The organism is Dinoroseobacter sp. S76, from assembly GCF_049801095.1.
Classification (GTDB): domain Bacteria; phylum Pseudomonadota; class Alphaproteobacteria; order Rhodobacterales; family Rhodobacteraceae; genus Dinoroseobacter.
The window spans coordinates 363,262-377,249 of the sequence record NZ_JBNAGH010000003.1 but is presented as its reverse complement, the minus strand read 5'-3'; the positions used below and the strand labels follow the sequence as shown (position 1 = coordinate 377,249).

General features: G+C 66.1%; 11 protein-coding genes and 1 riboswitch. Of the genes, 8 read left to right on the top strand and 3 right to left on the bottom strand.

Annotated features, from left to right (window positions below):
• The first annotated feature begins 149 nt into the window (after positions 1–149).
• The 3 genes from ACP153_RS11385 (at position 150) to ACP153_RS11375 (ending at position 4,602) form a co-directional block, all read left to right on the top strand.
• Complete coding sequence (locus tag ACP153_RS11385) at positions 150–989, top strand: outer membrane protein assembly factor BamD (RefSeq protein ID WP_424971108.1); 840 nt, start codon at positions 150–152, stop codon at positions 987–989.
• Positions 990–1,089: 100 nt separating this feature from the next.
• On the top strand, positions 1,090–2,751 hold the full coding sequence (recN, locus tag ACP153_RS11380) for a DNA repair protein RecN (protein ID WP_424971107.1): 1,662 nt from the start codon (positions 1,090–1,092) through the stop codon (positions 2,749–2,751).
• A gap of 162 nt (positions 2,752–2,913) precedes the next feature.
• Positions 2,914–4,602 carry a chloride channel protein gene (locus ACP153_RS11375; protein ID WP_424971106.1) on the top strand — a complete coding sequence of 563 codons (1,689 nt, stop codon included), beginning with the start codon at positions 2,914–2,916 and terminating at the stop codon, positions 4,600–4,602.
• Positions 4,603–4,656: 54 nt separating this feature from the next.
• On the opposite strand, the gene folE2 is transcribed toward ACP153_RS11375, so the two are convergent.
• Positions 4,657–5,760 carry a GTP cyclohydrolase FolE2 gene (gene folE2 / locus ACP153_RS11370; protein WP_424971104.1) on the bottom strand — a complete coding sequence of 368 codons (1,104 nt, stop codon included), beginning with the start codon at positions 5,758–5,760 and terminating at the stop codon, positions 4,657–4,659.
• Between the two features lie 173 nt (positions 5,761–5,933).
• Complete coding sequence (gene metZ / locus ACP153_RS11365; protein ID WP_424971103.1) at positions 5,934–7,112, bottom strand: O-succinylhomoserine sulfhydrylase; 1,179 nt, start codon at positions 7,110–7,112, stop codon at positions 5,934–5,936.
• Between the two features lie 66 nt (positions 7,113–7,178).
• Positions 7,179–7,255: riboswitch (SAM riboswitch) on the bottom strand.
• 128 nt (positions 7,256–7,383) lie between these two features.
• Here metZ and ACP153_RS11360 point away from each other — a divergent pair.
• From ACP153_RS11360 to ACP153_RS11350, 3 genes are all read left to right on the top strand, one after another.
• The gene (locus ACP153_RS11360; protein ID WP_424971102.1) at positions 7,384–8,274 is read left to right on the top strand and encodes an alpha/beta hydrolase; all 891 of its coding nucleotides are present in this window, start codon (positions 7,384–7,386) and stop codon (positions 8,272–8,274) included.
• Positions 8,275–8,345: 71 nt separating this feature from the next.
• Positions 8,346–9,053, top strand: coding sequence for a glutathione S-transferase N-terminal domain-containing protein (locus ACP153_RS11355; RefSeq protein WP_424971101.1), 708 nt, complete (start codon positions 8,346–8,348; stop codon positions 9,051–9,053).
• A gap of 46 nt (positions 9,054–9,099) precedes the next feature.
• Positions 9,100–10,548 carry a TrkH family potassium uptake protein gene (locus ACP153_RS11350; RefSeq protein WP_424971100.1) on the top strand — a complete coding sequence of 483 codons (1,449 nt, stop codon included), beginning with the start codon at positions 9,100–9,102 and terminating at the stop codon, positions 10,546–10,548.
• 6 nt (positions 10,549–10,554) lie between these two features.
• Here the strand turns inward: ACP153_RS11350 and ACP153_RS11345 are convergent, their stop codons facing one another.
• Complete coding sequence (locus ACP153_RS11345) at positions 10,555–12,312, bottom strand: serine protease (RefSeq protein ID WP_424971099.1); 1,758 nt, start codon at positions 12,310–12,312, stop codon at positions 10,555–10,557.
• A 162-nt stretch (positions 12,313–12,474) separates the two neighbouring features.
• Here ACP153_RS11345 and ACP153_RS11340 point away from each other — a divergent pair, with 162 nt between their 5' ends.
• Both ACP153_RS11340 and ACP153_RS11335 read left to right on the top strand, forming a co-directional pair.
• A complete protein-coding gene (locus ACP153_RS11340; protein ID WP_424971098.1) occupies positions 12,475–13,407 on the top strand; it encodes a glycine--tRNA ligase subunit alpha in 933 nt (310 codons plus the stop codon).
• Complete coding sequence (locus ACP153_RS11335; RefSeq protein ID WP_424971097.1) at positions 13,404–13,925, top strand: DUF6446 family protein; 522 nt, start codon at positions 13,404–13,406, stop codon at positions 13,923–13,925. Before ACP153_RS11340 ends, ACP153_RS11335 begins: the two co-directional genes overlap by 4 nt.
• Positions 13,926–13,988 lie beyond the last annotated feature (63 nt).

Sequence of the window (13,988 nt, the reverse complement as noted above, 5' to 3'; positions counted from 1 at the left end):
TTGCTAAGGGGCGGGGCGCGCCGGGTGGCTCGATCCTGCCCGACAGGATGTCCCAGCAACTTCCGTTTTTAACTTCCGTCAAACGTGTTAAACACCGCTCAGACGCGACCGCTTGGGCGCGCATGTTCGGAAGGTGAGCCGGGGTCAGGATGACACGCTGGGGCAGACTGCGAATTCCACTGCTGGCTGGGGCCTGTGCCCTCGCGCTGGCAGCTTGCGGACAACAGCAACCGGAATTTCCGGCCTTGGAGGAATCGCCCCCGGACGCGATTTTCAACCGTGCCGAGTTTGAACTGGCGTCGGATAATCTCGATGAGGCGGCCCGCTATTTCGGCGAGGTTGAGCGGCTCTATCCCTATTCCGAGTTCGCCAAGCGCGCGCTCATCATGCAGGCCTTCACCTACCACCGGAACCGCGAATATGAGAGCAGCCGTGCCGCCGCGCAGCGCTACCTCGATTTCTATCCGGCAGATGAGGATGCGGCCTATGCGCAGTATCTGCTGGCGCTGAGCTATTACGATCAGATCGACGAGGTCGGCCGCGATCAGGGCCTGACCTTCCAGGCGTTGCAGGCTTTGCGCGCGGTGATCGAGATCTATCCTGACAGCAGCTATGCCAAATCCTCGATCCTGAAGTTTGATCTCGCCTTCAACCATCTCGCCGCCAAGGAGATGGAGATCGGGCGCTACTACCTCAAGCGCGGGCATTATGCAGCGGCCATCAACCGCTTTCGCGTGGTGGTCGAGGATTTCCAGACCACGACCCACACGCCCGAGGCGTTGTTCCGGCTGGTCGAGGCCTATCTCTCGCTCGGGCTTCAGGATGAAGCCCAGACCGCTGGGGCGATTCTCGGCTTCAACTACCAGTCGACCGATTGGTACGAGGACAGCTTCGCGCTCCTGACCTCGCGTGGATTGTCGCCCGATGCCGAGGGTACGGGTTGGCTCAGCACGATCTATCGCCAGATGCTGCGCGGGACCTGGCTCTGAGCCGGGATTGGGTCCGCTAGGGCGGTCGCGGAGCCTTGCGGCAGCGCGCAAAACACGGCACATCTTGAGGGACCGCGCTGGGCGGACACAAGGACAGGGTATGCTGGCGCGCCTCGACATTCGCGACATCCTCATCATTGATCATCTGGTGCTGGAGTTCCGGGGCGGCTTGAACGTGCTGACCGGCGAGACGGGCGCAGGCAAGTCCATCCTGCTCGATGCGCTGGGTTTCGTGCTGGGATGGCGTGGGCGCGCGGATCTCGTTCGACAAGGGGCAGCGCAAGGGGAGGTCACGGCGCTCTTCGAGCTGCCCGCAGATCACCCGGCTTTTGCGGTGCTGGCCGAGGCGGGGTTCCCGGATCCGGAGGGCGAGCTGATCCTGCGCAGGGTGAATACGCCGGAGGGTCGCAAATCGGCCTATGTGAATGACCGGGCCTGCTCCGGTGCCGTGTTGCGCGCGCTCTCCGATGTACTGGTGGAGCTGCATGGGCAGCAGGATGATCGCGGTCTGCTCGATCCGGCAGGCCACAAGGCCTTGCTCGACGATTTTGCCGGGCATGGGGATTTGCTGGCGGCTGTAGCCAGCGCCTGGCGCGCCCGGGCCGCCGCGCGCCGCGCCTTGACGGAGGCAGAGGCGGAGGTCGCCGCCATCGCCGCGGATGAGGAATTCCTGCGCCATGCCGTGGCGGAGCTCGACGCGCTCGACCCGCAACCGGGCGAAGATGCGGTTCTGGATACCGCCCGCCGCCGCATGCACGCCGCCGAGAAGATCCGTGCCGATGTGGCCCGCGCCTTGCAGGCCCTCTCCGCGCCCGAGGGCGGGGCCGAGAGCCTCGTGACCGACGCGACGCGCTGGCTCGATGGCGCCGCAGAGGATGCGGATGGCGCGCTGGATGATGCTCTTGCAGCCCTGTCGCGGGCCATGGTTGAGCTGGGCGAGGCCTCGGATGCGACCGAACGCGCGCTGGACGGTTTGGGCATCGATCCGCTGGAGCTCGAACGCACCGAGGAACGGCTCTTTGCCCTGCGTGGGCTCGCGCGCAAACACAGTGTCGCGCCCGATGAGCTTGGCGCCTTTGCCGAGACCCTGCGAGAGCGTCTCGGCGCGCTGGATGCCGGGGCGGACCGGCTCGGGGATCTGGAGGCCGCGGTGCGCGAGGCCGATCGCACCTATGACGCTGCCGCCGCCGCGCTCAGCGCGTCCCGCGCTGCGGCCGCCATGCGCCTCGATGGCGCCATGGCGGACGAGCTCGCCCCTCTGAAAATGGAGCGTGCCGTCTTCACCACCGACCTGTCCGAGGCCGCCGCCAGCCAAGACGGTACCGATCACGTGACTTTCCGGGTGGCGACCAACCCTGGCGCTCCTGCGGGAGCTTTGAACAAGATCGCCTCGGGGGGCGAGCTGTCCCGCTTCCTGCTGGCCCTCAAGGTCTGCCTGACCGCCGAGGCGCGCGACCTCACATTGATCTTCGACGAGATCGACCGGGGCGTGGGTGGGGCCACCGCCGACGCCGTAGGTCGCCGCCTGCAATCCCTCGCCGAGGAGGGGCAGGTCCTCGTGGTTACCCACTCGCCGCAAGTCGCGGCCCTGGGCGCCCATCACTGGCGCGTGGAGAAAACCGTCGAGGCCGACACGACCCTGTCGCGCGTCGTTCCGTTGGCCCGCACGGACCGTGTCGATGAGATTGCACGCATGATCTCCGGCGATGTGGTCACCGAGGCCGCCCGCGCCGCTGCCCGCGCCCTCCTGAAGGCCGCTTGACCCACGCCAGCGCGCAGGGCTCTGACACGGAACATTGCGGCTCCGAAACATTGATCACCCTTGCCCGGCGCGACAGGGCGCACCCTTGGTCTCGCGCGCGCCACGGCGTAGCCTAGAGCTGTCGTTTCTCCTGCCCGTCGCAAGGACGGTTGCCCGCGTCCCATGTCGAACCCGCCCCAAGGTTTTCTCGCGCAGCAACGCGCGGCGCTGCGCAGCAGCTGGCAGCGCTTGGTGGCCACGGTGCGCCGCCAGGGACCGAGCCAGATCCAGTTCTGGTTCATCGCCCTTGCGGTCGGGGTCGCGGCGGGCTTCGTGGCACTTCTCTTCCGCAAAGGCATCATCTGGCTCCAGACGCTGATGTATGGCCATGAGGACGTGCGCGCGCTCCTCGCCCATGCGGACGGCTTGCCCTGGTACTGGCTGGTAATCGTGCCCACGCTCGGCGGGCTGGCCGTGGGCCTGCTGCTGCATTTTTTCACCAATGACGGGCGCGTTCGTTCGGTCGCCGATGTGATCGAGGGCGCTGCCCTCCATGAAGGCCGGGTCGAAAAGCGGGCGGGCCTCGCCTCCGCTGTGGCGTCGTGGATCACGCTCTCGACCGGCGGCTCGACCGGGCGAGAGGGGCCAGTCGTCCATCTCGCCGCTGTGATCTCCAGCTGGGTGAGCAACCGGATCCATGCAGACGGGATCACCGGGCGCGACCTGCTCGGATGCGCCGTCGCTGCCGCGGTCTCGGCCTCCTTCAACGCGCCCATCGCGGGCGCGCTCTTCGCGCTTGAGGTCGTGCTGCGCCACTTCGCGGTCCATGCCTTCGCACCCATCGTGATCGCCTCGGTCGCAGGGACGGTGATCAATCGGCTCGAGTTTGGCGATGTCACCGAGTTCTCCCTGCCCGACGCCACCGCGCTGGCCTTCTATATCGAGCTCCCAGCATTTCTGCTGCTCGGGCTCGTCTCTGGGGTGATTGCGGTCATCCTGATGAAATCCGTCTTCTGGACCGAGGATCTGGGCAACTACCTGCAAGCGCGCACGGGCCTGCCACGCTACCTCCGCCCGGCTTGCGCGGGGCTTCTTCTGGGCGGGCTCGCGATCTGGTTTCCGCATATCATCGGCGTTGGCTACGAGACGACGACCAACGCCCTGACCGGGCAGCTTCTGCTCCATGAGGCGATCGTCTTTGCGATCCTCAAGGTGATCGCCGTGGCCATCACCATGGCCGGGCGCATGGGGGGCGGGATCTTCTCGCCCTCGCTGATGGTCGGCGCGTTGACCGGGTTGGCCTTCGGGATGATCGCCACCAGCATCTTCCCGGATGTCTCGGGCTCCGAGGTCCTCTACGCCCTTGCAGGGATGGGCGCCGTCGCTGCCGCCGTGTTGGGCGCGCCGATTTCTACCACGCTGATCGTGTTCGAGCTCACAGGCGACTGGCAGACCGGCCTTGCGGTGATGGTCGCTGTGTCGCTCTCCACAGCGCTGGCGAGCCGAATGGTCGACCGCTCCTTCTTCCTGACTCAACTCGAACGCCGCGACGTCCATCTGGCCGCGGGGCCGCAGGCCTACCTGCTCAGCACCGTGCGGATCATCAAGATCATGCGCCCCATGGGCCATCCCCGCGCCGCCGATGAGGCGACCTGCTGGGATCTGATCGGGGAGGGGGTCTATTTTGACGGCAATGCCAGTCTTGAGACCGCCATGCCGGTCTTTGACCGGGCCAATCACGATTTCATCCCCGTGGTGCGCCTCGGGGGCGAAGACACGCCGCCGGAGCTTCTGGGTGCGCTCTTTCAGGTGGATGCGCTCAAGGCGCTCAACCGGGCCTTGGCCGAGACCGCCGCGGAGGAGCACTCGTAGAAAAGGCGCGCCCCGGGGGACGCGCCTTTGGCCTCTGCGCCGGTGGGGCGGCGGTCACCCCACGTGGAACAGAGTTTGGAAGAGCCGCGGGTCGAGGCTGTCGCTGGCGAAGGTCGGCCCCTCGGTCAGCACGCTCACCGCGTCATGGCTGTGCAGGCTTTCCTGATGGCTGGCCACCACGCGGAAATCCCCGATCCGATCATCGCGCTGCAACGCCTGGCAGAAGCTGCGCGCCGCGTCCTCGACGAAGATCGGGTTGGCGGCGTTGAGCTCGGCAAAGGCCTGCTCGTCCTCGCGCTTGACCATCACCTGCGTCTCGGTGGGGATCGCGTCGCGGCAGAGCTCCACCAGATCCTCGAACCACAGGCAGTCGCAGGTCTCGCAGGTCAGCTCCACTGAGATCCGCGCCACCGAGCGCTGGGAATGCGGCGTCGCAAGCTGGCCCCGGAACTGGCGTGCATGCTCCGACAGCTCCAGCGAGCAGGGGCAGGTGGAGGAATAGACATAGTCGAGATGCATGAACTTGCGGCGCGTGCCGTTCACATCCACTACTTCGAGCGCGATGTCGTAATACTGGTACCCCGACAAGCCCGAGCGCAGGCTCTCGACCTGCATCGGGAAACTGAAGCGCATCTGGATCCGCGCATCGAAGCTTTCGAGGTCGGTCTTGTAGGCGTCCAGCGTCCGCTCGATCACATCGAAGCTGAAGGTCTCGTCCGCCTGCTTGTAGAAGGTCCGCATGATCCGGGACATGTTGATGCCCTTCTTCTCGGCCTCCAGGCTGACGGATCCGGTCACGCTGGTCTCAAGCGTCAGGTCGCCATTGTCCCGCGTGTGGAACTTGATCGGCAGGCGAAAGTTCGAGATCCCTACATGCTGGATCTGCGCCTTCGCGCCACGGATCAGGCTGGAGGGCCCGTTCTGCAGATCGGGCAGGCTGTCCTTATAGGCGCTGTCCACCGCGAAATCCTCCGGATAGGCGCGCGCCAGCGCCGGATAATCCGCGGGATCACCGGGCAACAGACGGGCCACGGAGGGATCGAGCGTCTCGATCTCCGCCGCCGAGGCCCGCTCGGCCCAGGCGCGCAACGTGGCCAGCGCATAGGCGGCTTCGTCGCGGTTCGGCAGTCTGTCGATTTCCGGTGTATGAATATTCATGTGGGCAGCCCCTTCGCATCCCAAGTCACGGCCCGTCATTACATGGGGGCCAGCCACCTGTTTTCCAGCATCTTTATGTCAGATATACGCGACAGGAGCGGGGGCGGATCACATAAATCTCTGAATTCTTTCAAAGATCATGCGCCGCGCCCGGCTGGGGTTTCGCGCTGGCCTTAAATTGCGGCCAGAGCGCCCAGAATGTCCTCTGCCAGATCCTCGGCATCTTCGAGCCCCACGGACAAGCGGATCAATCCGTCAGAGATGCCCAGCTCCGCGCGCTGTTCCACGGACAGGCGCTGATGGGTGGTCGTGGCCGGGTGGGTGGCGATGGATTTCGCATCGCCCAGATTGTTCGAGATCGTCACGATGTCCAGCGCGTTGAGGAAGCGGAACGCCGCCTCCTTGCCCCCGGCCAGATCGAGAGACAGGACCGTGCCGCCCGCATCCATCTGCCGCTTGGCGACGTCATATTGCCGGTGGCTCGGCAGATGCGGATAGAGCACCTGCGCCAGCGCCTCATGCCCCTCGAGCCGCGCCGCAAGGGTCGCGGCGGTCTCCGCCTGGGCCCGCACCCGCAGATCCAGGGTCTCCATGCCCTTGAGCATGACCCAGGCGTTGAACGGGCTGAGCGAGCCGCCCGTATGCTTGAGGTACGGCTCCGCCACCTTGCGCACGAACTCCTTCGTGCCGCAGATCACACCACCGAGGCAGCGCCCCTGTCCGTCGATATGCTTGGTCGCGGAATAGACGACCACATCGGCCCCCTGATCCACCGCGCGGCTGAAGATCGGCGTTGCAAAGACATTGTCGACGATCACCAGCGCGCCCACCGCATGGGCGAGCTTGGAGACAGCTTCGATATCGATCACTTCCAGCGTCGGGTTCGAGATCGTCTCGAAGAACACGGCCTTGGTGTCGGGCCGGATCGCCGCCTCCCAAGCCGCCAGATCGGTGCCGTCGACAAAGGTCACCTCGACGCCGTACCGGGTCAGGATTTCCTCCAGGATATAGAGGCAGGATCCAAAGAGCGCCCGGCCCGAGACCACATGATCGCCCGCCCGCAGCATCGAGGTCAGCGCGCCATTCACCGCCGCCATGCCGCTCGCGGTGGCAAAGGCGTCCTCTGTGCCCTCGACCGCGGCGATCCGGTCCTCGAACATCCGCACGGTCGGGTTGCCGTAGCGGGCATAGATGAACTCGTCCTCACCGGCCTCGATGAACCGGGCCTCTGCGGCCTCCGCGGTGTCGTAGACAAACCCTTGGGTGAGGTAGATCGCCTCGGCCACCTCGCCATACTGGCTCCGCCGGGTGCCGCTATGCACCAGCTTGGTCCGGGTCCTGCGTGTCGTCATTGTCGTCGTCTCCTGTCGCGCCGGCGGTCCTGATCCGGGCACGAAAAACCCCCGCAGCCGGACGGGCTCGGGGGATCCGCGTCCTTTTAGCAGCTTGTTTTACGTGGCCTGCAATCCGGCAACAAATCACCACGGTGTCGCGGGTGTAGGGGCGTTGCGTGTGGCGGTCAAGCACCGTCACGGAAGTCTAACGAAAGTTTCACGCGAGGGTCTTAGTCTGAGGTTACCCGCCGTCCACAACATCTTGTGTATCGCAGAGAGAGGGAGCCCCATGCCCGTTCTCAATCTGACCGTGTCCCGTGATGACATCTCCCCCGCCCAGGGGGGCGCCGGTCTCAACTGTGCCCTGTCCCGCGCGGCAGCGCGTGGTGAGGACAAGGCGCCGATCGTGCTCTTGCTCCATGGCTATCGCTACTCGCCCCTGCGGGGGCCGAGCGATCCCCATGCCAGCCTCTATGCCACCGCGCCCTGCGCCCAGAGCCTGCCGAAGCGCAAGGGATCCTGGCCCATGGCACTGGGGTTTCGCGATGCCGATTGCGACCCGGGGCTCTGCCTGCCCGTGGGCTGGGACGCGCGCGGGCGCTTTGCCGAGGCCTTTGGCGCAGCCGATGACGTTGGCGCCCACGTGGCGCGGCTGATCACGCGGCTGCACCGGCAGTTTCCCAAACGCCCGATCCAGATCATGGCCCATTCCCTCGGCGCGCGGGTGGCCCTGTCGGCGTTGGAACGTCTGGCGGGGCCCATGGTGCGCCGGGTCATCCTGCTCGCGCCCGCCGATCTCGCCACACATGCGGAGACTGTGCTGTCCCGCCCCGGCGCTCAAGGGGTCGAGGTGCTGCAGATCAGCCCGACGGAGAACTGGCTCTTCGACCGGTTGCTGGAACAGGCTCTGCGCGGCCATCCGGAGGCGGGGACCGCGCTCGGGCGCCGACCGCCGGAGGCGGAGCGCTGGGTCTCCCTCAGCCTCGGCACCGATGCGGAACTGGCCAATCTGGCCGCGCTCGGCCATGCGGTGGCGCCGCGCAACCACCGGGTCTGCCATTGGAGCGCCTATCTCCGCGACGGAGCGATGGATCTTTATTCTGCGCTTCTGACCGATCGCGGACCGCGTGCCTTGCGCGAATTGGCGCCGCCCCGGTCCCGCCTCGCACCGTCGGCCTGAGCCCACGCAGCCCTTGCCAGCGGGCCGCCCCCTCGCCACAGTCCCCTGGACTGCCACAGGAGGCCCGCGCCATGACCCAGCCCATCGATCTCTATTTCTGGCCCACGCCGAATGGCTGGAAGGTTTCGATCTGTCTTGAGGAGATGGGCCTGCCCTATGAAACCCATCTGGTGAATATCGGGGCAGGGGACCAGTTCAAACCCGACTTCCTTGCCATCGCGCCGAACAACCGGATGCCTGCGATTGTCGATCCGGAGGGGCCTGATGGCGCGCCGATCTCGATCTTTGAATCCGGGGCAATCCTGCAATACCTCGCGCGCAAGACCGGCCAGTTCGGCGGCCCGACCGAGCGCGACCGGATCGCCGTGGACCAATGGCTCATGTGGCAGATGGGCGGGCTCGGCCCCATGGCCGGGCAGGCCCATCACTTCCTGAAATACGCGCCTGCCATGGAGCCGCCCAATGATCTGCCCTATGCCAAGGATCGCTACCGGGCCGAGACCGGGCGGCTTTACGGCGTGATGGACCGGCAATTGGCCAAGCATGAATACCTCGCGGGCGATTTCTATTCGATTGCGGATATGGCGGCCTGGGGCTGGGCATCTCTGTGGGAAGGCCAGCAGCAGACGCTGGAGGACAAGCCGCATTTCGCCCGCTGGCTCGACACCGTGGGCGCGCGCCCGGGCGTGCAGGCGGGCCGCGCGCTCTATGCCGAGAAGCGGGCCGATTTCCGCAAGGAAAAGGACAGCCACGCCGCGCTCTTCAAGACCAAGAGCTGAGCGAAGCCGTTGACAGCGCGCCCGCGCCCGGCCAAGCCTGCGCCCCATGTTTGATCTGCGCCCCGTTGGATATGTGATCGGCCTGCTGGTGGCCGTGCTCGGGGCGTCCATGCTCCTGCCCATGGCGGCGGACATGCTGGCTGGCAACGACCATTGGCCGGCCTTTCTCGAATCTGCGATCATCTCGGCGCTGTGCGGGGGGCTCATTGCCATTGCCTGCTCGAACGGGGTGGGCGAGCGGCTGAACATCCAGCAGACCTTCCTTCTGACCACCGGCGTCTGGCTCGCCCTGCCGATCTTCGCGGCGCTGCCTTTCATGTTCGGCGCCACCGAGGCCCGCTATGTGGATGCGTTCTTCGAGGCCATGTCCGGCCTGACCACCACAGGCTCCACGGTGTTTTCTGGGTTGGAGGATCTGCCCCCCGGCCTCCTCCTCTGGCGCGGGCTCATGCAGTGGTTCGGCGGGATCGGGATCATCGTCGTGGCCATGGTGTTCCTGCCTGAGCTGCGGATCGGGGGGATGCAGATCTTCCGCTCCGAAGGGTTTGATACCATTGGCAAGATCCTGCCCCGCGCCACGCAGATCGCGAGCCGGATTTCGGTGATCTATCTCGGCCTGACCACCATCTGCGCCTTCACCTATCTGGTGCTCGGCATGTCGGGCTTTGACGCGGTGATCCATGCCATGACCACCGTGGCCACGGGGGGCTTTGCCAATTCCGATGCGAGCTTCGGCGCTTTCAGCGGCCCGATGGAATACGCCGCCGTGATCTTCATGCTGCTCGCGGCACTGCCCTTCGTACGCTATGTCCAGATGCTCAGCGGCACCGCGCGTCCGCTTCTGCAGGACGTGCAGGTCCGCGCATTCTTCATGACGATCACCATCGTGGTTCTGCTGATCGCAGCCTGGAAGATGACCATGATCGACCAGCCCAGCGAGACGAGCTTCCGCGAGGCGACCTTCAACACGGTCTCGATCCTCACGGGCACGGGCTATGCCAGTACCGACTACATGCTTTGGGGAACCTTCCCGGTGGTGATCCTGTTCTTCGCCGGGCTGATCGGCGGCTGCGCGGGCTCGACCGCCTGCTCGATCAAGATCTTCCGCTATCAGCTGCTCTTTGCCTCGATCCTCGCCCAGATCCGCCGGATCCATTCCCCGAACGGCATCTTCACCCCGCGCTATGGCGGCAAGCCGATCTCCGAGGATGTGCTGTCTTCGGTCATGGCGTTTTTCGTGATGTTCACCGTGTCTCTCGGGATCCTGTCGGTGCTTTTGGCGCTGACCGGGCTCGACTTCGTGACCTCCGTTTCCGGCGCAGCCACGGCGCTGGGCAATATCGGCCCGGGCCTCGGGGATGAGATCGGCCCGGCGGGCAATTTCGCCGGGCTGAATGACAGCGCGAAATGGATCCTCTCAGCGGCCATGCTGATCGGGCGGCTCGAACTGATGGTGGTCTTTGCGCTCTTTACCGTGCGGTTTTGGCGCGCCTGAACGGGGTTACTCCCAGCAGGAGACGAGCACCGTCAGGTTGCCTGCGAGCATCGCGAGGCGCTCCGGCGGCAGGGAGGGGCCCGCATCGCCCAGAGCAATCTCGACCCCGGATTGACCGAGCCAGCCCGCGATCGCCTCGGCATCCGTGGCGAAATGCACATCCCCCGGCAGGACCCGGCTGCCCGCCTCAGGACGCGGCAGAAGCAGGCCTAGTACATCGCCGCCCGCCCCCAGAACCGGACCGCCCGCATCACCCGGGGCGACCTCAACGGCCAGCCGGTTGAGCTCGGCCTCGCCCTGCAACCCGCGCAGGTCCGCGATCTTGCCAAAGCTTAAGGTCGGCGCGCCCAGCAGGCCCGCATAGGAATAGCCCGAGACCGCGATCTCAGATTGCAGTCGCGCCTCGCCATCGCGGAACCGCGCCACGCTCATGGGCGCGACCCGCTCGCGGGGGGACAGGACCGCAAGGCCCAAGCCCGCATCGGCAAGCCGGATATCGGCTTCGATCTCATCGCCGATGGTCACTCTTCCGCAGGCGCGCAGGGCCGTGTCCGTGGTCAGGACATCCCCGGCCGCAGTGATGAAAAAGCCCGAAACGGCGCGCAAAGGCTGGCGGATCTCCAGCCCGGAGAGCAGGTCGATGCGCTGTTCGGCCTCCGGATCCCCGGCAGCGGGGTCGAGCACGATCCCGTCCTGCGCGGCAAAGCTGCTGCGCATCATCTGGGCGGCCCGCTCCATCAGACGGGCATCTTCCAGGGGCCAGACCAGGGTGAAGCCCTTGATCGCGCCATCCTCCAGCGCAGCATAGGTATAAGAGGCGATCTCGGCATTCGCGCCTCGGATCTCGAAGGAGCGCTCCCGGCGGGCGCGTTCACCGTTGCGCGGGATGACCTCCAGCGTCTGCATGATCTCGTAAAGCCCGGCGAGACCCGCGGGGGAGCCTTCCTGACTGATCAGTAGCGCCTTGCGCGCGCCGTCTCCTTCGTAATGGACGAAAGGCGGCTCCAGCCGGTCGAAAGCCACCATGCCGAGTGGCATGTCGAGGGCGATCCCCGCCTCGGCGCTGACCACGGGGGCCATGCCGAGCGCGCTCAGATCCGCCTGCCAATCGGCCAGAAGCCGCGCGCGCTGGGCGCTGGTCAGGATGCCCGTGACCTCATCGCCCTGGGCGGTCTGATAGGCGGACATGGCGCGCCGCGTGCCCGGGCCGAAGGCGCCATCAATCGTGGAAGTATAATGGCCGAACCATTGCATGGCCTCCTGCAGACGCTCGCGCGCCGGGCGGTCCAAGGCGCGTTCGCTGGCGCGGGCTTCTGCCGGGGTTTCATCGGCGGGGGGCGCCGTCGGCGTCACGGTCAGAACCGGCGCGGTCGGGGCCTCGCCCGGAATGCCTGCACCGCGCAGTTCCAGCGCACGCAGGGGATCGGCGGTCTGGATCTGCCCCTGGGGCCAGAACGCGTCGCGGAACCGGCTGCCATCGGCGAGAAAGCTGTCATTGGGGACATCGCCAAGCGCGCGCAGACGGGTGAGGGTGGCCGCAGCCTGATCCGGGCCATAGGGTCCAAGCGCGATGGCGTACCAGCCCGATTGCAGGCGGTATCCGGTCACGTCCGGCAACTGGCCCGCATAGCTCCGCGCCCGGTCTTCGGCCGCGCTCAGGGTCGGGCGGGCCTCGATCTGGATCCACACCTGTTCCTGGGCCTGGCTGTCCTGGGGCAAAACCGCCGTCCAGAGCCCCACCAAAATCGCTATCGCCAGAACCATCCGTGTCACGCTGTGCCCCGTCTTTCCTGTTGGATTGTCCACATTGTGGCGACAGCGTTACGCATTTTGCCGCGCGGATGCACGCGGAACCGGGGCGGGCCGCGTTGACCCTGCCCGGGCTGTTGCCTATTGAGAACGCGGTTGAGATCAAAGGCGCTTCCCATGGACACCCCACGCTCGTTTCAGGAGATCATTCTGCGGTTGCAAAACTACTGGGCGGCCAAGGGCTGCGCGGTGCTGCAACCCTATGACATGGAGGTTGGCGCGGGCACGTTTCACCCGGCCACGACCCTGCGCGCGCTCGGCGACCGGGCCTGGGCCGCGGCCTATGTACAGCCCTCGCGCCGTCCGACCGATGGGCGCTATGGCGAGAACCCGAACCGGTTGCAGCATTACTACCAGTACCAGGTGATCATCAAACCGAGCCCGCCCGACCTGCAGGAGCTCTATCTCGGCTCGCTCGAGGCGATCGGGATCGATGCCTCCCTGCACGACATCCGCTTTGTCGAGGATGACTGGGAAAGCCCGACCCTGGGCGCCTGGGGGCTCGGCTGGGAGGTCTGGTGCGATGGCATGGAAGTCAGCCAGTTCACCTATTTCCAGCAGGTCGGCGGCCATGACTGCCGCCCCGTCTCGGGCGAGCTGACCTACGGGCTGGAGCGGCTGGCGATCTACATCCTCGGCGTGGATCACGTCATGGACATGCCCTTCAACGATCCGCAGACGCCGATTCCGCTGACCTATGGCGATGTCTTCCGGCAGACCGAGGCCGAGTACTCCCGCTGGAATTTCGATCAGGCGGACACTGCCGTGCTGTTCAAGCATTTCGAGGAGGCCGAGGCCGAATGCGCCGCGGCCCTGAACGCGGCCTATGACGACCCCAAGACCGGCAAGCGCATCGTCATGGTGCACCCGGCCTATGACCAGTGCATCAAGGCGAGCCACCTCTTCAACCTGCTCGACGCGCGCGGGGTGATCTCGGTCACCGAACGGCAGGCCTATATCGGCCGCGTCCGAGCGCTCGCCAAGGCCTGCGCCGATGCCTTCGTGCAGACCGAGGCCGGGGGCTGGACCCCCGCCGCCTCCGCGTCATGACCGGTGGCAAGCTGGTTGGAGGCGCGCTCGTGGGCTTTGCACTGATCTTCGGCGCGGTGGTCTACTACACCCAGGTCTACGCCTATTACCAAGAGGTTGACGCGGAAGAGGTGACCATCCGGCTCACCCCCCTCGGCGGGCAGGACGCACCCGAAGCGATGCTGGCCGAAGGGATCGAGGCGATCGACGGCTCCTCCAGCCCGCTGCGCTTTCGCGCCTGTTTCCGCACGCCCGAGAGCCTCGCGCTGCTGACCGAAAGCTACGAGATCTATGACGCCGCCGAGCCCCTGGTCGCACCGGGCTGGTTCGAGTGCTTTGACGCCGAGGAGATTGGCGAGGCACTGCGCAACGGCACGGCCATCGCCTTCATGGGCGAAAAGAACATCGATTTCGGCGTCGACCGCATCGTGGCCGTGACCGAGGATGGCCGGGCCTATGCCTGGCATCAGATCAACGATTGCGGCGAGAAGACCTATGACGGCACGCCCGTGGGCGATGCTTGCCCGACCCGCGACTAACCGCACCGACACCTCCCGGGGTTCGAACTGGACCCTTACCCCTGCGGTCGTTAAACCCGCCCC

Excerpts from the sequence above, each read along its gene's own strand:
- ACP153_RS11385 (WP_424971108.1), top strand. The coding sequence starts at position 150 with ATGACACGCTGGGGCAGACTGCGAATTCCACTGCTGGCTGGGGCCTGT.
- recN (WP_424971107.1), top strand. The coding sequence starts at position 1,090 with ATGCTGGCGCGCCTCGACATTCGCGACATCCTCATCATTGATCATCTG.
- ACP153_RS11375 (WP_424971106.1), top strand. The coding sequence starts at position 2,914 with ATGTCGAACCCGCCCCAAGGTTTTCTCGCGCAGCAACGCGCGGCGCTG.
- folE2 (WP_424971104.1), bottom strand. The coding sequence starts at position 5,760 with ATGAATATTCATACACCGGAAATCGACAGACTGCCGAACCGCGACGAA.
- metZ (WP_424971103.1), bottom strand. The coding sequence starts at position 7,112 with ATGACGACACGCAGGACCCGGACCAAGCTGGTGCATAGCGGCACCCGG.
- ACP153_RS11360 (WP_424971102.1), top strand. The coding sequence starts at position 7,384 with ATGCCCGTTCTCAATCTGACCGTGTCCCGTGATGACATCTCCCCCGCC.
- ACP153_RS11355 (WP_424971101.1), top strand. The coding sequence starts at position 8,346 with ATGACCCAGCCCATCGATCTCTATTTCTGGCCCACGCCGAATGGCTGG.
- ACP153_RS11350 (WP_424971100.1), top strand. The coding sequence starts at position 9,100 with ATGTTTGATCTGCGCCCCGTTGGATATGTGATCGGCCTGCTGGTGGCC.
- ACP153_RS11345 (WP_424971099.1), bottom strand. The coding sequence starts at position 12,312 with ATGGTTCTGGCGATAGCGATTTTGGTGGGGCTCTGGACGGCGGTTTTG.
- ACP153_RS11340 (WP_424971098.1), top strand. The coding sequence starts at position 12,475 with ATGGACACCCCACGCTCGTTTCAGGAGATCATTCTGCGGTTGCAAAAC.
- ACP153_RS11335 (WP_424971097.1), top strand. The coding sequence starts at position 13,404 with ATGACCGGTGGCAAGCTGGTTGGAGGCGCGCTCGTGGGCTTTGCACTG.